Origin of the sequence: Stutzerimonas kirkiae (assembly GCF_004327335.1) — a bacterium.
Taxonomy (GTDB): Bacteria; Pseudomonadota; Gammaproteobacteria; order Pseudomonadales; family Pseudomonadaceae; genus Stutzerimonas; species Stutzerimonas kirkiae.
This window is the reverse complement of record NZ_QJUO01000008.1, coordinates 17,004-37,158: the sequence shown is the minus strand read 5'-3', so window position 1 is coordinate 37,158 and position 20,155 is coordinate 17,004. Positions and strand designations below refer to the sequence as shown.

15 protein-coding genes and 1 pseudogene are annotated in these 20,155 nt (G+C 63.5%); 7 read left to right on the top strand and 9 right to left on the bottom strand.

The features are described from left to right. Positions 1-67: 67 nt before the first annotated feature. On the bottom strand, positions 68-475 hold the full coding sequence (locus DNJ95_RS06700; protein ID WP_131183952.1) for a PA2817 family protein: 408 nt from the start codon (positions 473-475) through the stop codon (positions 68-70). A gap of 130 nt (positions 476-605) precedes the next feature. Between DNJ95_RS06700 and DNJ95_RS06695 the strand changes: the two genes are divergently transcribed. From DNJ95_RS06695 to DNJ95_RS19180, 4 genes and pseudogenes are all read left to right on the top strand, one after another. Next, positions 606-866 (top strand): type B 50S ribosomal protein L31, encoded by a 261-nt coding sequence (locus DNJ95_RS06695; protein WP_131183951.1) that lies wholly within the window; start codon positions 606-608, stop codon positions 864-866. Next, complete coding sequence (gene ykgO / locus DNJ95_RS06690) at positions 863-1,018, top strand: type B 50S ribosomal protein L36 (protein WP_131183950.1); 156 nt, start codon at positions 863-865, stop codon at positions 1,016-1,018. Before DNJ95_RS06695 ends, ykgO begins: the two co-directional genes overlap by 4 nt. A 331-nt stretch (positions 1,019-1,349) precedes the next feature. Beyond that, on the top strand, positions 1,350-1,916 hold the full coding sequence (locus DNJ95_RS06685) for a TonB-dependent receptor plug domain-containing protein (RefSeq protein WP_131183949.1): 567 nt from the start codon (positions 1,350-1,352) through the stop codon (positions 1,914-1,916). Between the two features lie 265 nt (positions 1,917-2,181). Continuing rightward, positions 2,182-3,520 (top strand): annotated as a pseudogene (locus DNJ95_RS19180) (TonB-dependent siderophore receptor). 59 nt (positions 3,521-3,579) lie between these two features. Here the strand turns inward: DNJ95_RS19180 and DNJ95_RS06675 are convergent. The 6 genes from DNJ95_RS06675 to DNJ95_RS06650 form a co-directional block, all read right to left on the bottom strand. Continuing rightward, entirely contained in the window at positions 3,580-4,518 is a 939-nt protein-coding gene (locus tag DNJ95_RS06675) for a chemotaxis protein CheV (RefSeq protein ID WP_131183947.1), read from the bottom strand. Positions 4,519-4,789: 271 nt separating this feature from the next. Continuing rightward, positions 4,790-5,695, bottom strand: a complete 906-nt coding sequence (gene yegS / locus DNJ95_RS06670) for a lipid kinase YegS (protein ID WP_131183946.1) — start codon at positions 5,693-5,695, stop codon at positions 4,790-4,792. A gap of 69 nt (positions 5,696-5,764) precedes the next feature. Then, entirely contained in the window at positions 5,765-7,237 is a 1,473-nt protein-coding gene (locus DNJ95_RS06665; protein ID WP_131183945.1) for an efflux transporter outer membrane subunit, read from the bottom strand. Further along, the gene (locus tag DNJ95_RS06660) at positions 7,234-10,344 is read right to left on the bottom strand and encodes an efflux RND transporter permease subunit (protein ID WP_131183944.1); all 3,111 of its coding nucleotides are present in this window, start codon (positions 10,342-10,344) and stop codon (positions 7,234-7,236) included. The genes DNJ95_RS06665 and DNJ95_RS06660 overlap by 4 nt, the downstream gene beginning before the upstream one ends. Before the next feature lie 22 nt (positions 10,345-10,366). Then, the gene (locus DNJ95_RS06655) at positions 10,367-13,453 is read right to left on the bottom strand and encodes an MdtB/MuxB family multidrug efflux RND transporter permease subunit (RefSeq protein WP_131183943.1); all 3,087 of its coding nucleotides are present in this window, start codon (positions 13,451-13,453) and stop codon (positions 10,367-10,369) included. Continuing rightward, positions 13,450-14,661: an MdtA/MuxA family multidrug efflux RND transporter periplasmic adaptor subunit gene (locus DNJ95_RS06650; RefSeq protein ID WP_131183942.1), complete on the bottom strand. Its 1,212-nt coding sequence runs from the start codon at positions 14,659-14,661 to the stop codon at positions 13,450-13,452. Before DNJ95_RS06650 ends, DNJ95_RS06655 begins: the two co-directional genes overlap by 4 nt. Positions 14,662-15,094: 433 nt before the next feature. On the opposite strand from DNJ95_RS06650, the gene DNJ95_RS06645 reads away from it, so the two are divergent. Further along, complete coding sequence (locus tag DNJ95_RS06645; RefSeq protein WP_131183941.1) at positions 15,095-15,754, top strand: 7-cyano-7-deazaguanine/7-aminomethyl-7-deazaguanine transporter; 660 nt, start codon at positions 15,095-15,097, stop codon at positions 15,752-15,754. 319 nt (positions 15,755-16,073) lie between these two features. Here DNJ95_RS06645 and DNJ95_RS06640 read toward each other — a convergent pair whose 3' ends face one another. Then, the gene (locus tag DNJ95_RS06640) at positions 16,074-17,291 is read right to left on the bottom strand and encodes an MFS transporter (protein ID WP_131183940.1); all 1,218 of its coding nucleotides are present in this window, start codon (positions 17,289-17,291) and stop codon (positions 16,074-16,076) included. A 131-nt stretch (positions 17,292-17,422) separates the two neighbouring features. On the opposite strand from DNJ95_RS06640, the gene DNJ95_RS06635 reads away from it, so the two are divergent. Together DNJ95_RS06635 and DNJ95_RS06630 are read left to right on the top strand one after the other, a co-directional pair. Further along, entirely contained in the window at positions 17,423-18,316 is an 894-nt protein-coding gene (locus DNJ95_RS06635) for a LysR family transcriptional regulator (RefSeq protein ID WP_131183939.1), read from the top strand. Between the two features lie 154 nt (positions 18,317-18,470). Next, positions 18,471-19,451, top strand: a complete 981-nt coding sequence (locus tag DNJ95_RS06630) for an Rpn family recombination-promoting nuclease/putative transposase (protein WP_131183938.1) — start codon at positions 18,471-18,473, stop codon at positions 19,449-19,451. Positions 19,452-19,576: 125 nt separating this feature from the next. On the opposite strand, the gene DNJ95_RS06625 is transcribed toward DNJ95_RS06630, so the two are convergent. Next, complete coding sequence (locus DNJ95_RS06625) at positions 19,577-20,137, bottom strand: vWA domain-containing protein (protein WP_131183937.1); 561 nt, start codon at positions 20,135-20,137, stop codon at positions 19,577-19,579. Positions 20,138-20,155: the final 18 nt, after the last annotated feature.

Below are 20,155 nucleotides of genomic sequence, written 5' to 3'. Positions count from 1 at the left end.
CGCACGGCTTCCCCCGTTTTACTCCAGCCTCAGGCGCTCTTTCCGGCATGTAAAAGCACAGGACTCATCAGTGCCGGGGACTGTTCTCTGGCAGCGCCATCAGTTGCAGCTCCCGCACCCAGTCAAAATCCTGCCCGGCCTCTTGCGCCTCGAAGCGGCGCTCATCCACCGCCTGGAAAATGGCGATTTCCTCATCCGGCATGAAATGCAGGCAGTCGCCACCGAAGAACCAGAGCAGGTCACGCGGAACCAGATGGGCAATCTGTGGATAGCGCTGGAAAACCTGGCAGATCACCTCCTGCCCAAGATAGTGCTCCTGCTCCTCCTGCCGCAGATCGTGCAATACCTCATCGAAGCGCTCGAGAAACAGGGCATGGCTTTCCTCTTCCACCTGCTGGTTCTCCCCAACGGCGACCAGGATATCGCGCAGGTGCGCCATGAGCGCCGCATTGTGTTCAAGATAGGAAGTCGCCATGGCAATCGGCCCTTGTCGGATTTCAGGGCCGGCGATTATAGGCGCGTAGCGCGGATGAAACGAGAGGATTGCCACGGGAGCAAAAATGGTTATTATTAAAAACGTTATCTCATAACATTAAGGCTTTCAGATGAAACCCGGAATCCACCCCGACTACCGCCCCGTTCTCTTCCATGATGTCTCCGCCGACACCTACTTCCTCATCGGCTCCACGGTGCAGACCGACAAGACCCGCGAATACAGCGATGGTGCCACCTATCCCTACGTCGCCCTCGATGTGTCCAGTGCCTCGCACCCGGTCTATACCGGGCAACAGCGCCAGACCAAGAGCGAAGGCCGCGTGGCTGGCTTCAACAAGCGTTTCGCCGGCTTCCCGGGAGGTGGCAAATGAAAGTCGTCTCCTCCCTCAAACAGGCCAAGCTGCGTCACCGCGACTGTCAGATCGTCAAGCGCCGTGGCCGTGTCTATGTCATCTGCAAGAGCGAACCGCGCTTCAAGTGCGTGCAAGGCCGTCCTAAGCCGAAACGCAAGAACAAGGGCTGAAGATTGCGCTATACCTTTGTTCACAGGAAAGGGGCTTCGATAAAAGCGCTGGAGGCTGGAAAGCTGGACGAAAACACCGGTTGCCATGTTCTTTCGTCCAGACTCCAGCCTTCCAGCGCTCTTTTCGGGGCTTTGCCGTGCATCCTGGGTGAACCGACAACCCGAGTGGGCGCCAGTACGCTCGCCCGGAACTTGCGGTAACGTCTCGCGAAGAAACAGGATGCGATGAATTCCCATCCGCATCCTGTTCCAAAGGTCGCCGCAGCAGTGTCCATCCACCCTTACCTTCGCCCAGCAGGCGGGCATCACCCTGCCCTACGACCCGGCCCTGATGCGCGGCAAACAGGCGCCGGGGCTGGATGGGCATTACCAAGTCGACAGCGCCCTTGAACATCTACTGGCAGGCAGTGGCCTGATGGCCTCGCGTGGCGCCAGTGGCAACTGGGTGCTGGAGGTCCGGCCGTCGCTGGACAGTCTGGAGTTGAGCGCCGTGAGCATCTCCGGCAAGGCACCGGGCTCGATCACCGAGGGAACCGGTTCCTACACCACCTGGTCGTCGAGCAGTTCGACACGGCTGAACCTGTCGCTGCAGGAAATACCGCAATCGATCACCGTATTGACGCGGCAAAGGCTGGACGACCAGCGCCTGGACAACCTGATCGACGTGCTGGAAGCCACTGCCGGGATTACCGTGATCAAGGAGTCGCTCGCGCGGACGCCAACTCGTTCTGGTCACGCGGCTTCTCCATCGCCAACTTCTCGATCGACGGTGTTCCCACCTCCTCTTCCCTGGCCAACCACCTTCACAACACGGCCATCTACGACCGGGGCGAGATCGTCAGGGGCAGCACCGGCCTGGTCAGCGGCATGGGTACCGCTTCGGCGACCATCAACATGATCCGCAAGCGCCCGACCTACGAGCCGCAGGCGATACTGAGCGCCCAGGCGGGTAGCTGGGACCGCTATGGCGGCGGCCTGGACCTGTCCGGCCCGCTGAACCAGAGCGGTAACCTCCGTGGCCGCCTGGTCGCCGACTACAAGAGCCAGCACGCCTGGGTCGATCACTACGAACAGGAGGACTTCACCCTCCATGGCATCACGGATGCTGGACCTGGGCGAGCGTACGTGGGCTTCAACCAGCAGACGAGCGACGCTGACGCCCCCTGCGTAGCGGCTTCCCGCTATTTTACCGCAATGGCCAGCGTACCGGCTTCAAGCGCTCGGCCAACAGCGCCCCGGGCTGGTCCTACTACGACAACACCAGCAACAGTGTCTTCGCCGCGCTGGAGCACCAATTCGGCAACGGCTGGAACGGCAAGGCGGAATACAGCCACACCCGCTACGACTATGACGCCGTGGTGACCTATGTCAGCGGCTCGCTGGACCAGGCCAGCGGATCGGGAGCCTCGCTCCAGTCGACAAGATTCAAGGCGAACCCTACCCGGCAAGACAGTCTGGATGTATACCTGACCGGCCCGCTCAAGCTGTTCGACCATGAGCATGAGCTGATCACCGGCGTTACCCTCTCCCAGCTCGACACCCTGGATACCACGGACTATGGCTGGTTCTCGGTATCCAGCCCGATCCCGGACATCGACGACTGGAACGGCAATACAGAAAAGCCGCAGTTCAGCACCTATGGGGAAAGCGATAGCCGCATCCATCAATATGCCGCCTACCTGACCGCGCGTTTCCATTTGACCGACTCCACCCAGTTGATCCTGGGCAACCGGGTGGTCGACTGGCGGGACAACTATGACTACACGGCGAACGACGGCAGCAAGAGCAAGACCAGTCGCCGGGAAAGCGGTATCTACATCCCCTATGCCGGCCTGGTCCAGAAGCTGGACGATACCTGGTCGCTGTACGCCAGCTATACGAAGATATTCAACCCGCAGGGCAACTGGGTGCGCGATGCCAACGGCAATCGGCTGGCCCCGGAAGAAGGCACCAGTTACGAAACCGGCATCAAGGCCGGTTTCAATGAAAGCCGGCTCACTTCGAGCCTCGCCCTGTTCCGGACGGAGCAGGACAACCTCGGCATCCATGAGCCCTCGTTCTCCGCCTACCGGACCGAGCAGGGAACCACTACCCAGGGCTTCGAGCTTGAACTCAACGGAGAGCTGGCGCCGGGCTGGCAGCTCTCCGGGGGGCTACACCCATAGCGTCAGCACCGACCAGGACGACAGGAGAATCGTCACCCAGGTCCCTCGCCACAGCCTGAAAACCTTCACCAGCTATCGCCTTCCGGGCGCCCTGAGCAAGCTGGTCGTCGGCGGCGGCATCAACTGGCAGAGCAAGGCTGCCTACTACCCGGACACCTACATGCAAGGCAGCTATTCTCTCGTCAACCTGATGGCCCGCTACGACATCAGTGAAAACCTCTCCGCCTCACTCAACCTGAACAACCTGTTCGACAAGGAGTACTTTTCCAGCGCCAGCGAATACGGTGTCCATGGCGCCCCGCGCCACTTCATGACCTCCCTGAAATACACCTACTGAAAGACAGAGGGCCGGCAAAAGCCGGCCCTCCCAGGTCCAATCGATCCTGCCCGCGCTCGCTACGCCTCCTGCGGCTCATCCAGCAACAGGCGCTCCTTGATCACATCCACCAGCTTTTCCGGCTGGAACTTGGAGAGGAAGTTGTCGCAACCGACCTTCTGCACCATGGCCTTGTTGAAGTTGCCGGACAGCGAAGTGTGCAACACCACATAGAGATCGCTCATGCGTGGATCGTGGCGGATCTCGGTGGTCAGCCGGTAGCCGTCCATTTCCGGCATTTCGGCGTCGGTGAAGACCATCAGCAGCTTCTCGCTCAGCACCAGCCCTTCATCGGCCCATTTCTGCAACTGGCGCAGTCCCTTGAGGCCATCGCTGGCGGTATGGATGACGACGCCCAATTGCGACAGGGTATCGCGCAGTTGCGCCAGGGCCACGATGGAGTCGTCGACGCAAAGCACCTCGCGGCCCCGTGCGCGCTCCAGGATCGGATCGCTCAGGCGCTCGCTGGAAATGCGTGTGTCGTAGGGCACGATTTCCGCCAGCACCTTTTCCACGTCGATGACTTCCACCAGTTCTTCATCGACCTTGGTGATGGCTGTCAGGTAATGCTGGCGCCCGGCCGTGGCGGGTGGTGGCAGCACCGCGTCCCAGTTGAGGTTGAGGATACGGTCCACGCCACCGACCAGGAATGCCTGCACCGAACGGTTGTACTCGGTAACGATGATGGTGCTGTTCTCGTCCGGTGTCAGCGGACGCAGGCCAATGGCCCTGGACAGGTCGATCACCGGCAGGGTCTGGCCACGCAGGTTGATGACGCCACAGACGGAATTGTGCCGGTGCGGCATCAGGGTCATGCGCGGAAGCTGCACCACTTCCTGCACCTTGAAGACGTTGATCGCGAACTTCTGCCGCCCGGAAAGGCGGAACATGAGAATTTCCAGGCGATTCTGCCCAACCAGTTGGGTGCGCTGATCGACTGTATCGAGGATGCCGGCCATAAGGTGCTCCTAAAGTCTTCAAGACCTGGAATATCGGCAGCGAAGCCCCGGTCTTGAAAGTGATTGCCGGACAACATTATCGCCGGCCAGCCATCATATAGCCATCAACGAAGGTTTGTCAGGTCGCCGATACAAGCTCGCGCCATGGAGCCGAAAAGAGCGCTGACAAGCTGGAGGCTGAACGAAAGCCGGTGTTTTTCGTCCAGGGCCCCAGCCTTCAGCACCTTTATCGAAACACCTTGGCCCCGAATAACGGCATGGCGCGCTCACCCTACGCCAGCAGTGGGCATGCCTGCGGCAGGTGCATGCGCAGGGCCCCCGGGCGTACGCGCAAATGCATATCCCGCAGGAGCAAGGGCTCCCCGTCCAGGTTGAGATCGAGGCTGCCATCCAGTTCGATATCCAGCCAGGGCAGGCGCGCGGTCAGGGAAATACTCTCGAGGCCCAGCAGGCCGCCGCTGAGCAGTGTGCCCAGGGTCGCCACGGTATCCGCCGGAGCGGGAAGGACGCAGATATCCAGCAGGCCATCGTCGATCCGCGCCTGCGGGCAAAGCACCTGCCCACCGCCGGCCTGCCGGCCATTGCCGATCCCCATGGCCAGGAAGGAGCCCTCCCAGTGAAAATCGGGCCCATGAAAACGGCCATGGGCCGCATTCAACTCACCGAAGCGCGACAGGCCACTGAGCAGGTAGGCACCGCCACCGAGCACCCTCTTCAGCTCTTCCGGCGTATTGGCCGTGACATTCGCGCCAAACCCGCCAGTGGCCATATTGATGAAGAAATGGCCATCGCGGAGCTCCCCGACATCGACCGCGACCGGCTCTTCATCGAGCAGCGCCAAGGCCGGGCCGGGCTGCAATGGAATAGCGGCGGCCCTGGCGAAATCATTGGCGGTGCCCAGTGGCAGGACCGCCAGGGAAACCGCATGGGCGCCGTCGAGAATGGCGCTGGCGACCTCCCGCAAGGTGCCATCGCCGCCACCTGCGATCAGCCGGCCATACCCCTGGGCCACGGCCTCATGTACCAGCCGCTGGGTATCACCGCCTTCCCAGGTCACGCGCACGGCCAGTGATCGCTTCCCGCCATGAGTCTCGCGCCAGTGCTGCACGGCCTGGCGTACCTCTTCGTTGAGCGCCTGTTTGCCATGCAGGATCAGCAAGGCGGGAGCGGGCTTCATGGACTGTCTCCGGAGGACGAACACTGCGTATAGGACCGCGATACCCCGTCGGTGTTTCCCCGGCGCGAGTCACTCTTCCAGCAGCGGCTCGGCAAGGCCCTCACTGTGCCACCCGCCACCGAGGGCCGCGATCAGTTGAACGCTCGCCAGCAGACGATTGCCCAGCAACGTCAACTCGGTACGCTCGTTGGACAGCGCGGTGGCTTGCGCACTGACCACGTTGAGATAATCCACGGTGCCCGCCCGGTACTGGTTCTCCACCAGTTCCAGGGCCTCGCGGGCCGAGCCGACGGCTTCGCCCTGTACCCCTGACTCCTGCTCGAGCACACGCAACTGCACCAGGTAATCCTCGACCTCGCGCAAACTGTCGAGCACGGTCTGGCGGTAGCTGGCCACGGTGCGGTCATAGCCGGCCTCGGCCTGCTCGATACGCGAACGGATCAGCCCGCCATCGAAGAGGGTCATGGCGAACTGCGGCCCGATCGACCAGAAACGGTTGGGCGTCTCGATCCACTCGTTCAACACGCCACTGCGATAGCCGCCGGAGGCACTCAGGCTGAGGCTGGGGAACCAGGCCGTTTTCGCCACGCCGATCTGTGCATTGGCCGCTATTACCTGCCGCTCGGCCGCCGCCACGTCTGGCCGCCGCTCCAGCAATTGCGATGGCAGCAGGCGCGGTACCTGCGGCAAGCTCGGCAAGGCGTCGCGGGACGCCAGTTGGAACTGCCCCGGCGGGACGCCGATCAGCACCGCAATGGCATGCTCCAGTTGCGCACGCTGGTATTCCAGGTCGATGGCCTGGGCTTCGGTGCTTTTCAGTTGCGTGCGCGCCTGGGCGACATCGGCCCGGGTGACGATACCCGCGCGCCGCTGGTTCTCGGTAATACGCAGGGAGCGCGCATAGGCCTCAACGGTATCCGCCAGCAGGCGCCGCTGTGCATCGATGACTCGCAGTTGCAGGTAATTCTGCGTCAGCTCGGATTGCTGGCTGAGGCGCACGGCGGCCAGCTCGGCCGCACTGGCATCCAGGCTGGCGCGGTCCGACTCCAGTTGGCGGCGCAAGCGCCCCCACAGGTCAAGCTCCCAGCTCACCCCCAGCGACAGGTCGTAGCTCTGGGAAATGCCGCCCCCCGAGCTGCTCACCGCGGTGCCGTCGATGACCCTGGTGCTGGTGCCGGCCCCCTGGCCGGAGCGGGTTTTGCTGGCGTCCGCGGAAACGCTCGGGAACAGCGAGGCACGCGCACCACGCACCACCGCCTGCGCCTCGCGGTACTGGGCCACCGCTTGTGCCAGGGTCTGGTTGGACTGTCGCAGGCGCTCGTGCAGTTGATCCAGCAGAGGATCATCGTACAGGCGCCACCAGTCGCTGAGGGCAACGTCCGCTGGCTCGGCCAGTTTCCAGCCCTCGACCTGGCGGAACTCGCCGAGAGCCGGCAGCTCCGGGCGCTGGTAATCGGGGCCGAGGGTGCAACCGGCCAGGGCAGCCAGGGAGACGGCCAGGCCCAGGGGGCGCAGACGGTGAAGCGCAATCAGTGAACTCATAGCGGATTTTCCAGAGCGGCATCGGTGCGCACACCACGCCAGCGGTTGAAACGATGGCGCAGACGATCCAGATACAGGTAGACCACCGGCGTCGTATAGAGCGTCAGCACCTGGCTGAACAGCAGCCCGCCGATGATCGCCAGCCCCAGTGGCCGGCGCATTTCCGCGCCTTCCGAACCGCCGATCAGCAACGGCAGCGCACCGAGGATGGCGGCCATGGTGGTCATCAGGATCGGCCGCAGGCGCAACAGGCAGGAGCGACGGATCGACTCGCTGGGCGACAGCCCGTCATGGCGCTCGAACTGCAGCGCCAGGTCGATCATCAGGATGGCGTTCTTCATCACGATGCCGATCAACAGGAACAACCCGAGCAGTGAAATCAGGCTGAACTGGTCGCCGACCAGGATCACCGTGAGCAAGGCGCCGACACCTGCCGAAGGCAGCGTGGAAATGATCGTCAGCGGATGGATGTAACTCTCGTAGAGAATGCCGAGCACGATATAGACCGCGATGATCGCCCCGAGGATCATCAGCGGCTGATTGTCCAGGGTCGACTGGAAGGCGCCGCCGGTTCCACCCTGGCGACCCTGCACATCGCTGGGCAAGCCGATGGCAGCCACCGCCCGGGTGAGCGCGGCGTTGGCCTGTTCCAGGCTGACGCCCGGCGCCAACTGGTAGTAGATACTCTCCGAGGCGAACTGGTTCTGGTGGCGCACCCGGTCATTGGCGACGCTCAGCTCATAGCTGGCGAAGGTCGACAACGGCACCCGGCGGCCATCTTCCGTGACTACCTGGATACGCTGCAGCACCACCGGGTCGTAGGCATATCTCGGGTCGACCTCCATCACCACCTGGTACTGGTTCAGTTCCGCATAGATGGTGGAAATCTGCCGCTGGCTGAAGGCATTGTTCAGCAACGAGGTGATATCGCTCATCTCGATACCCAGCCGCCGCGCCGCATCCCGGTCGATATTCAGGCTGACCTGCGTGGCCCCGTCGCCTTCGTTGCCGTCGATGTCCACCAGCTCCGGCAAGGCCTTCATGGCCGCCAGCACCTTCGGCTGCCAGAGCCGGAGCTTGCCCAGGTCGTCGGCCAACAACTGGTATTCGTACTGGGAACTGCGGTCGCGGCCCGGGCCGCTGAAACTGAGGTCCTGGTTGGGCATCAGGAACAGGCGGGCACCGGGGACCTTGGGCATCGTATCGCGCAAGCGTTCGATCACTTGCTGCGATGACACGCCACGCTCCTTGATCGGCGTCAGGCGGATCAGCAGGAAGGCATTGTTGATGCCTCCGTCGCCGCCGATGAAACCGGCCACCCCCGCCACCGCCGGGTCCTTCAGCAGCGCCTGGCGGTAGGTTTCCATCTTCGGCTGCATGACCTGGAACGACAGCCCGTCATCACCACGGATAAAGCCGTTCAACTGGCCATTGTCCTGCTGCGGCATCAGCGTCTTGGGCACTTCGATGAACAGGAAGACATTCAGCGCGATGGTCGCCAGCAAGGCCAGCAGCGTGATACGCGGATGCTGCAGGACGAAACCCAGGCTGCGGTCATAACCATCGACCAGGCGCTGGTGCACGGCATGGCTCCAGCCTTGCAGGCGCGATTGCCGGTGCTCCTCGCCATGGGCGCGCAGCCAGCGCGCGCAGAGCATCGGCGTCAGCGTCAGGGACACCAGCAGGGACACCAGCACCGCCGTGGCCAGGGTGATGGAGAACTCGCGGAACAACTGGCCGAACACGCCGCCCATGAACAGGATCGACAGGAACACCACCACCAGCGAGACGTTCATCGACAACAGGGTGAACCCCACTTCCTGGCTGCCCAGGTAGGCCGCGCGCAGCGGCGGCTCGCCGTTGTCGATATGCCGGGCGATGTTTTCCAGCACCACGATGGCATCGTCCACCACCAACCCGGTGGCCAGGATCAACGCCATCAGCGAGAAGATATTCAGCGAGAACCCCCACAAGTACATCACCGTGAAGCTGCCGATCAGCGAGATCGGCACCGCCAGCGCCGGGATCAGCGCCCGCCGCACACTGCCGAGGAACAGGAATACCAGCAGTATCACCAGGGCCACGGCGATGGCCAGGGTCAGCTTGGCCTCGGCGAAGGTGGCGCGGATCACCCGTGTGCGTTCGGCGGCGATCTCCAGCTCGACACTGGCCGGCAACAGTTCGCGCAGTGCCGGCAGGCGTGCCTGGATCGCCTCCAGGGTTTCCAGGATATTCGCCCCGGACTGGCGATAGACCACCAGCAGTACCGCCGAGCGATCATTGTAGAAGCCGCTGTTATAGCGATTTTCCACCGCGTCGGTGACCCTCGCCACATCCCCCAGGCGGATGGCCGCGCCGTTCTCGTAGCGAATCACCATGGGGCGATAATCAGCGGCCTCGTTCAGTTGATCGTTGGCCTGCACCTGCCACTGGCGATGCTGGTCCTCGACGAAACCCTTGGGCCGCCGCTGGTTGTTGCTGGCGATGCTCTGGCGCACCTCGTCCAGCGACAGCCCATGGTGCTCGAGCAGGCTGGCCTGCAATTCGATACGCACCGCGGGCAGCGAGCTGCCGCCGATATTGATCGCACCGACGCCAGTGACCTGGGCCAGGCTCTGGCCGACGATGGTATCGGCCAGGTCGTACAACTCGCCCTTGCTCAGTTCGTCGGAGCTCAAGGCGATGGCCATCACCGGATCGCCGGCAGTGCTCGCCTTTTTGTAGCTCGGCATGCTGCGCATGCCGCTGGGCAACAGGTTGCGCGAAGCGTTGATGGCAGCCTGCACTTCGCGGGCGGCGGCATTGATATCGCGCCCCAGTTCGAACTCCACGTTGACACGGGTCGAACCCTGGTTGCTGGTGCTGGACATCGAGCGGATACCGGCGATGCTGCCCAGCGCCCGTTCCAGTGGCGTCGCCACCGTCGCCGCCATCACCTCGGGGCTGGCGCCCGGCAGGCTGGCGGAGACTTCGATAGTCGGGAAGTCCACCTGTGGCAGCGGCGATATCGGCAACAGCCGATAGCAGACGGCGCCGATCAGCAGGATCGCCAGGCCCAGCATCATGGTCGCCACCGGGCGGGCGATAAAGGGTGCCGAGAGGTTCATCGCGGCAGCTCCAGGGCAACCCTCATGGTGCCTCCCCGACGACCGCGCTCGCACTGCGCAGCCCGCGCAGGCGCCGGCCCAGGCGGTCGAAGAACAGGTAGATGACCGGCGTGGTGAACAGCGTCAGCAACTGGCTGAGCAGCAACCCACCGACCATCACCAGCCCCAGCGGCTGGCGCAGCTCGGCGCCCGAACCGGACGCCAGCATCAACGGCACGGCGCCGAACAGCGCCGCCAGGGTGGTCATCAGGATCGGCCGGAAACGCAGCAGCGCCGCCTGGTAGATCGCCTGTTCCGGCGTCATGCCCTGGTGCCGCTCGGCCTCCAGCGCGAAATCGATCATCATGATCGCGTTCTTCTTGACGATGCCGATCAGCAGGATGATGCCGATGATGGCGATCAGCCCCAGGTCGTTACCGGTCAGCAACAGCGCCAGCAAGGCGCCGACCGCCGCCGAAGGCAGCGTGGAAAGGATGGTGACCGGGTGGATGTAGCTCTCGTAGAGCACGCCGAGCACGATATACATGGTCACCACCGCCGCCAGGATCAACAGCAGAGTGCTCGACAGCGAGGCGCGAAAGGCTTCCGCCGCCCCCTGGAAGCGAGTCTGGATCGACAGCGGCAGGCCGATCTCCCGCTCGACCTGCTCGATCACCTGCACCGATTCCCCCAGGGAAACACCGGGGGCCAGGTTGAAGGACACCGTCACCGCCGGGAACTGGCCGATATGGTTGATCAGCAATGGCGCCGGCCGCTGCTCGAAGCGCGCCAGGCTGGACAGCCGCACCGGCGTACCGCCCGTGCTCTGCACGAACACCTGCTCCAGCGCAAGCGGGCCGAGGCGGCCACCCTCGGTATTCTCCAGCACCACCCGGTACTGGCTGGCCTGGGTGAAGATAGTGGAAATCTGCCGCTGACCAAAGGCATCGTAGAGCGCATCGGTGATCGCCGACATCTCGATACCCAGGCGCGCCGCCGCATCGCGGTCGATATCCAGGAACACCTGCAGGCCTTCGTTCTGCAGGTCGCTGGCGACATCGCGCAGTTCCTCGCGTGCCTGCAAGGCTTCCAGCAGGCGCGGCGTCCACGCCTCCAGCAACTCGCTGTCCGGCGACTGCAGGCTGAACTGGAACTGCGTGCGGCTGATCCGGTCCTCGATCGACAGGTCCTGCACCGGCTGCATGTAGAGGGCGATGCCCGGCAGCTTCTGCAACTGCGGACGCAGGCGTTCGATCACTTCCCGCGCCGTCACGTCACGCTCGGCGAAAGGCTTGAGGTTGATCAGCAGGCGCCCGCTGTTGAGGGTGACGTTGTCGCCGTCCACACCGATATAGGAAGAGAGGCTCTGCACCGCCGGATCGGCCAGGACTACCCGCGCCAGGGACTGCTGGCGCTCGCTCATGGCACTGAAGGAAATCGACTGCGGCGCTTCGCTGATGCCCTGGATCACCCCGGTATCCTGCACCGGGAAGAAGCCCTTGGGCACCGCCAGGTAGAGCACCACGGTCAGCCCCAAGGTCGCCAGCGCCACCAGCAGGGTCAGCGTCTGATGGCGCAGCACCCAGCGCAACCAGCGCGAGTAGCCACCGATCAACCGCTCGACCCAATCGGGCTTTTCCTTGACCTCGGCTTTGTGGCGCAGCAGGCGCGCGCACATCATCGGGGTCAGGGTCAGGGATACCACCAGGGAAATCAGGATGGCCACCGCCAGGGTGACGGCGAACTCGCGGAACAGGCGCCCGACCACATCCTGCATGAACAGCAGCGGAATCAGCACCGCGATCAGCGAGAAAGTCAGGGAAATCAGTGTGAAACCGATCTGCCTGGCACCCTTGAGCGCCGCCTGCAGGGGCGTCTCGCCCTGCTCCAGGTGGCGCGCGATGTTCTCCAGCATGACGATGGCATCGTCCACCACGAAGCCGGTGGCGATGGTCAGGGCCATCAGTGTCAGGTTATTCAGGGAGAAGCCGGCCAGGTACATCACCGCGAAGGTGCCGACCAGCGACAGCGGCACGGCAATGGTCGGGATGATGGTGGCCGACAGCTTCTTGAGGAACAGGAAGGTCACCAGCACCACCAGCACCGTCGCCATCAGCAGTTCATGCTGCACGTCGGTGATCGCCGCGCGGATGGTCTGGGTGCGATCGGTGAGGATCACCACATCGACCCCGCTCGGCATGCTGGCGGTGATCTCCGGCAACAGTGCCTGGATACGATCGACCACCTCGATGACATTGGCCCCCGGCTGGCGCTGGATATTCAGCAGCACCGCCTGGCTCTCGTTGGCCCAGGCCGCCAGGCGCTCGTTCTCCGCACCCTCGACGATGCTGGCGACATCGCGCAGGCGCAGGGTCGCGCCATCCTGGTAGTTGAGGATGAGTTCGGCGTACTCCTCCGCCGTCTTCAACTGATCGTTGGCGTCGAGCATCGACATCTTGATCGGGCCGTCGAAGTTTCCCTTCGGCTGGTTGACGTTGGACCGGGTGATCAGCGAACGCACATCCGCCAGGGTCAGGCCATAGGCAGCCAGGGCCTCGGGGTTGACCCGGACGCGCATCGCCGGCCGTTGCCCGCCGGCGATGCCGACCATGCCGACGCCACTGATTTGCGCCAGTTTCTGCGCCATGCGCGTGTCGACCATGTCGTGCAGCTTCGGCAGCGGCAGGTTCGGCGAAGTCACCGCCAGGGTGATAACCGGCGTATCGGCGGGATTGACCTTGTTGTAGACCGGCGGTGCCGGCAGGTCGTCGGGCAACAGGTTGTTGGCCACGTTGATCGCCGCCTGCACCTCCTGCTCGGCCACATCCAGGGAAACTTCCAGGGAGAAACGCAGGGTGATGATCGAGGCACCACCGGAGCTGGTCGAGGACATCTGGGTCATGCCCGGCATCTGCCCGAACTGCCTCTCCAGCGGCGCCGTCACCGCACTGGTCATCACTTCCGGGCTGGCGCCCGGATACAACGTCATCACCCGGATGGTCGGATAATCCACCTGCGGCAACGCCGCGACGGGCAACAGGCGGTAAGCGATCAACCCGGCGATCAGGATGGCGATCATGCTGAGCGTGGTAGCCACCGGTCGCAGGATGAACAGGCGGGAGATATTCATTGCGCGGCGTTCCCCGCACCCTCTACGGCGGCTTGCCCACCAGGGCCGGCCTCGATCACTTCGACATCGGAACCCTCACGCAAGCGGTCGGTACCTTCAAGCACCACCCGCTCCCCGGCCTTCAGGCCTTCGAGAACCACGGTGGACTCGCCATCGTCGGGGCCGAGCTGCAGATTGCGGATCTCGACCTTGTTGTTGCCATTCACCACATAGGCGAAGACTCCGCGCCCCCCGAACTGCACCGCCGCGGACGGGATCAGCAATGCGTCTTCGAGGGTTTCCACACGCAGGCGGACATTGACGAACTGGTTGGGGATCAGCACTTCGTCTTCATTGTCGAAACGTGCCTTGAGCTTTAGGGTACCGGTGGTCGCGTCGATCTGGTTGTCGACGCTGGCCAGTACGCCCTCGCCCAGCAGTTGCCGCTCGCCGCGGTCCCAGGCCTGCACCAGCAACTGCTCGCCGCGACGGTGGCGCGCCAGCACCGCTGGCAGGGCGCCTTCCGGCAGAGTAAAGCTGATGGCCACCGGCTGCGTCTGGGTGATCACCACCAGCGCGGTCGCATCATTGGCCGCGACCAGATTGCCCGGGTCCAGTTGCCGCAGACCCACGCGGCCATCGATCGGGGCACGGATACGCGTGTAGTCGAGGTTGAGGCGGGCTTCGTCGACTGCCGCCTGGTTACTGGCGAGGGTGCCCTGGTACTGGCTGTAGAGGGCCTCCTGGGTGTCCAGGACTTGCCTGGAAATGCTGTCCTCGCCATGCAATTGGCGATAACGGCGCAGATCAGTTTCGGCATTCTTCAACAGTGCCCGATTCTGCTGCAGGGTCCCCTCGGCCTGTTGCAGGGCGATCCTGTAGGAGCGTGGATCGATCACCGCCAGCAGATCGCCGGCCTTGACCCGCTGGCCTTCCTCGAAGTGGATCTCCACCAGCTCACCCGCGACCCGGCTGCGCACATTCACCACATTCAGCGGTGTAACACTCCCCAGAGCCTTGTCATAGACTTCGAAAAGCGCCTGGCGCACCGGTTCGACACGCACCGGGATGCCCTGGCCAAAGGATGCGAACGAAGAACCACTGGCAGGCGTACGGCTTGGCTCACTTGGCCAGAGCCACCAGACGATCAGCAGAACAGCGACGAGAAGCAGGGACAGAATCAGCCAGACACGGCCGGCACGCGGAGGGGAAAGGTGAGCCTCGGACATGGAATATATGATCGCAGGAGAGGAAAGTCAGGAACCATAATCACTCTCGATAAAAACGAAAAGAGCATTTACGGCATTTTTACGAATTGTCCATATTACGTAGCGGCACTGCAGTCGATTTAGGCGGACAGTCCATCACACTGCCTGCAGCCGCCATTGGCGGCCATTCGGGCGATCGCGCTATGCCGCCATTCACCGACAAGGTGCTTCGATAAAAGCGCTGGAGGCTGGAACGCTGGACGAGAAACACCGGTTGCCACGCTCTTTCCTCCAGTCTCGAGCCTTCCAGCGCTGTTTTCGGCTGTTTGCCGTGCATAGCGCGACCGTCCTGCCCGCCCGACTTGCCGCGCCCAGTCCTCAGCCCCTAGAATGCACGCTCTTTTGGCAAATCACCCAATGGGTTCCCTAACCCCATCCATCAAAAAGGTCCCGCATGCCGTTATATGACCAACCACGCCAACGCCTGCTGCTGGCGGCACTGATCGCTTTCCATATCCTTATCATCATCGCCAGCAACTACCTGGTGCAGTTGCCGGTCACCCTGTTCGGTTTCCATACCACCTGGGGCGCCTTCAGCTTTCCTTTCATATTCCTCGCCACCGATCTGACCGTGCGCCTGATGGGCAAGTCGCCGGCACGCCGGGTGATCGCCCGGGTCATGCTGCCCGCGCTGGTGGCCTCCTATGTGGTTTCGGTGCTGTTCCACGAAGGCGCCTTCAGCGGCCTCGCGGCGCTGGGCGAATTCAACACTTTCGTGTTCCGTATCGCACTGGCCAGCTTTACCGCCTATGTGCTTGGGCAGTTGCTGGATGTGCAGGTATTCGACCGCCTGCGCCGCAGCCACCGCCGATGGTGGATCGCTCCCGCCGCCTCCAGCGTGGTCGGCCAGGCGCTGGACACCGCGGCATTCTTCTCCATTGCCTTCTGGAACAGCAGCAACGCCTTCATGGCCGAGCACTGGGTGGAAATCGCCCTGGTGGACTACGTCATCAAACTGGCGGTCAGCCTGATGCTGTTCGTGCCGCTCTACGGCGTGCTGCTCAACTCCATCGTACGTTGCCTGCCGACGCTACGGGTGCGAGTGCATTTGTAACGATGTCTCGCGAGGGGCTTGGCCCTGACAGGATTGGCAGTAGTGTTCCTGGCTATAGGGCCGTCGGGAGCATCGTCCCTGTGCGGATGCCAGGTGGCGGGACGGGGCACGCGTGAATAGATCCCGGTAGCTCTTCGCCGCCATCCCTGGCGGCGAAGGCCCCGTACCGCCACCTGGCATCCGCACAGCCACTATCAGCAGTGTCTGTGGGAAAGCGCCGGCGAAACCGCAAGCCCTGCGAATGACTCGGCACTGCCCTGGCGGCTCTTTCCATAGCCACTGCGGTATTTGCCGTGTGCCAGATACAAAGACAAGTGCTTCAACGCACCTCGCGCAAGCGCGCCAGGTGCAAGGCCACACCCAGGGACACCAGCAGCAGCATGGAGATGAACAGGCCTACACCATTCCACCCCGCCGACTGCCAGAACAGGCCGCCCAGGGTGCCGGCCACGCTCGATCCCAGGTAATAGCTGAACAGGTACAGGGAGGATGCCTGCCCCTTGGCCTGGATGGCACGGCGACCGATCCAACTGCTGGTCACCGAGTGGGCACCGAAGAAACCGAAGGTGAACAGCAATATGCCACCCAGGATCGACGGCAGGTAGGCGGGCAAGGTCAGCAACAGGCCAGCCAGCATCAGCGCGATCATGGCCCACAGCACCCGCTGCCGCCCATGCCGGTCGGCCAGCACGCCAGCCTTGGTCGAGCTGTAGATACCGGACAGGTAGACCACCGACAGCAGGCCGACACTGGTCTGGCTCAACCCCAGCGGCTCGGCGATCAGCCGATAGCCCATATAGTTGAACAGCGTCACGAAACTGCCCATCAGCAGGAACCCCTGGGCGAACAGCCAGGGCAATCCCGGATCACGCAAATGCAGCATGAACCCCTGCACTAGCGAACGCGGGCGCAACGAGCGCGAAGAGAAATTGCGCGACGCCGGTAGCAACCGCCAGAAGGCCACGGCCAGCAGCAGCGCCAGAATACCGAGCAACGCCAGCGCCGTATGCCAGGACACATAGTCCACCAGCACCCCGCCCAGCAAGCGTCCGCCCATGCCACCGATGGCGGTACCGGCGATATAGACGCCCATCGCCAGCCCCAGGTGCAGCGGGTCGATCTCCTCGCTCAGGTAACTCATGGCCACCGCCGCCACCCCGCTCAGCGACAGGCCGACCAGCGCCCGCATCACCAGCACCGCATGCCAGCTCGGCACCAGGGCGGCACCCAGGGTGAACACGGAAGCCGCCAACAACGAAATCACCATGGCCGGCTTGCGCCCCCAGGCATCCGACAGCGGCCCGGTGACCAGCAGCCCCAGCGCCAGTGAGATGGTGGAAACGGAAAGCACCAGGCTGCTCTGCGCCGCCGTCAGGCTGAAGCGGGCAGCCAGCATCGGCATCATCGGCTGCACGCAGTACAGCAGGGCGAAAGTGGAAAAACCGCCGGCGCACATGGCCAGCAGCACCCGTACGAATTGCGGCGTTCCCTTGAGAACATGGCTAGGAGGATTCTGACTTTCGTTCGATCTGTTCATTGCGGCCTCTTGCACGAGCCTGCGTTCTTACGCCGCAGGCAGGAAAACGCGGCCAGATTAATGAGCCGAACGAGACATATCCAATATAGAATTCGAAATGAATGATATGTAAAACGACCTATGGAGCCCATATGGAACTGCGCCATCTCCGTTACTTCGTCGCAGTGGCCGAAGAGCTGCATTTCGGCCGTGCCGCCGAACGCCTGGGCATCTCCCAGCCACCCCTGAGCCAGCAGATCCAGGCGCTCGAACAGGAACTGGGGGTGCGCCTGCTGGAGCGCAGTAACCGCCATGTGGCGCTGACCGACGCCGGCCGGCTGTTCCTCGAGGAAACCCGCCAGAGCCTGGCCCAGGTGAGCAAGTCGGTGGACGTGGTGCGGCGTGCCCAGCAGGGCGAACTGGGCGAACTGCAGATCGGTTTCACCTCGTCCTCGCCCTTCGTCTCGATCATTCCACGTTCGGTGTTCGCCTTTCGCCAGGCCTTTCCCGCGGTCCATCTCGACCTGCAGGAAATGACCAGCAGCGAAGTCAGCCAGGCAGTGCTGGAGCGCAAGGTCCAGGTCGGCATGATCCGCCCACTGGAACTGCCGCAGGAACTGTCGGCGGTGGAACTGCTCAGCGAGCCCCTGGTAGCGCTGCTGCATGCCGATCACCCGCTGGCCGGGACGCATGACGAAGCCATGCCCCTGGCCGCCCTGGCCGACGAACCCTTCGTGTTCTTTCCACGCACCTACGGCACCGGGCTCTACGGCCAGTTGTTCCAACTTGCCCGCCAGGCCGGCTTCACCCCGCGCATCACCCAGGAAGTGCACGAGGCCCTGACCATCATCGGCCTGGTGGCCGCCGGACTGGGCGTTTCCGTGCTCCCCGCCTCCTTCCGTCGCGCCAGGATCGACGGCGTGGTGTTCCGCCCGCTGAGCGATACCGGCGCCACCACCGCCGTCTGGCTGATCAAGCGCCGCCAGGAGCATTCCCCGCTGGCCCAGGCTTTTATCGACATACTGACGCGGGGAGTACAAAGCTAGGCAGGGTCCGTTGCCGTTTCTTTGCGACCTGGCCGGTACCTGAGGCCCTATGCCGCTTGCGGCCAACTGGATGCACAAATCGTGAACGGCTTCACAGCCCGCCCGTGGCGTACTGGCAACATTGCCCGCGTGCTTTCCATCCAGGACAGGGGATATGGCTCAGCCCCACGACACCAGCTACAAGCTGTTGTTCTCCAACCCGGAGTTCGTTCGCGACCCGCTGCTGGGCTTCGTGCCGCAGGCCTGGGTCGGCCAGCTCGACTTCGGCACCCTGGAGCCGCTCAACGGCCACTATGTCAGCGAAGATATGCGCCAACGCCATGAGGACATGGTGTGGCGGGTGCGCCTGCGCGACGCATGGATCTATATCTACCTGCTGCTGGAATTCCAGTCCACGCCGGATCGCTTCATGGCACTGCGGCTGCTCAGCTATATCGGGTTGTTCTGGCAGCAACTGGAAAAACAAAGGCAATTGACCGCGGACAGACTACTGCCTCCCGTACTGCCGCTGGTGCTCTGCAACGGCGACCAGCCATGGCACCACCCCTCCGAGCTGGCAGCGCTGTGTCATCCGCCGCCCAAAGAGCTGCAAGCCCTCCAGCCGCAGTTGAACTACCTGCTGGTCGACGAGAACAATTACGAGGACGAACAACTGGCCGGCCAGCGCAACCTGGTCGCTGCCCTGATACGGCTGGGACATGCCGGCGATGTGCAAAGCCTGCAGGCGATCATCGCCGAACTGCTGACCTGGCTACGGCTCGACGACCAGACGGCGCTCAGGCGTAATCTCAGCCGATGGATCGTCCGACTGATCCGTCATCGAGCGCCCCGGGAGCAGGTTCCCGAACTGACCGACTTGCTGGAGGTGAGCACCATGCTGGCTAAGCGTGATATCGACTGGAGTGCGAAATGGAAGCAACTGGGCCGGGAGGAAGGCCTGGAACAAGGCAGCAAGAAACAGGCCGTCGCTTTACTGCAACGTCAGTTGGGCAAACGCTTCGGCTCTTTGCCGGACTGGGCGGCGCAGCGGGTCGAGCTGGCCAGCGTGGAGCAGATCGGCGAATGGGCCGAGGCGATCTTCGATGCGCCGAGCCTGGAAGCACTGCTCGGCCAGGGTGGCCGCAGCGCATCGTAAGTAGCAGCAACGGCCAAGCGATGAGCTTGGCCCTTCCCTTGCCGGGCAAACCCGCCGTTACTCCGCTGCGCAATTCCACTCCAAACTTATGGCCTGCCGCTTGAAGCTTGAAAAGCTCGGCGCTCTCACCCCGGCTCTGGCCGTTGCGGGCCAGACGCCGGCAGATATTCCGCCTGCCAGGCCTGGGCAATCCGCCCTGAGCGGCCCAGGGCGATGCTGTCGTTCTCGAAATCCACCACCACACGGAAATCGGCGCCGTCAGGGCATCGCGGCAGTTGGCGGAAGCGCGCATCACTGAGCAGCCACAGGCCGCACTCTGCGCCGGGATGACGCTTGCGCCAGTTACCGATCTCACGCTCGCAGAGTGCCAACGCGGCCTCCACCGGCGAACCGCCGCCCGCCCCCAGCGGCGCGATCCAACCCCGGCCGTTGGCGGAGGCGCGTCCCGGCGCCTGGATCAGCCAGGCGCGCTGGCCGGCGAAGCCGATCACCGCCAGGTCGGCGCGTTGCCGGTAGCAATCCTCGGCGCAGCGCAGCAGCCAGCCCTTGGCCCGGGCCAGCTTGTCGCCACGCAGCATGGACGATGAGCAATCCAGCAACAGGCAGTGCAATTGACGCACACCACCGCGCACCGAACGAAAGCGCAGATGCTCCGGGCGCAACGCCGAGGCGCCCTTGGCCAGCAAGGTACGCGGCCAGTGCAG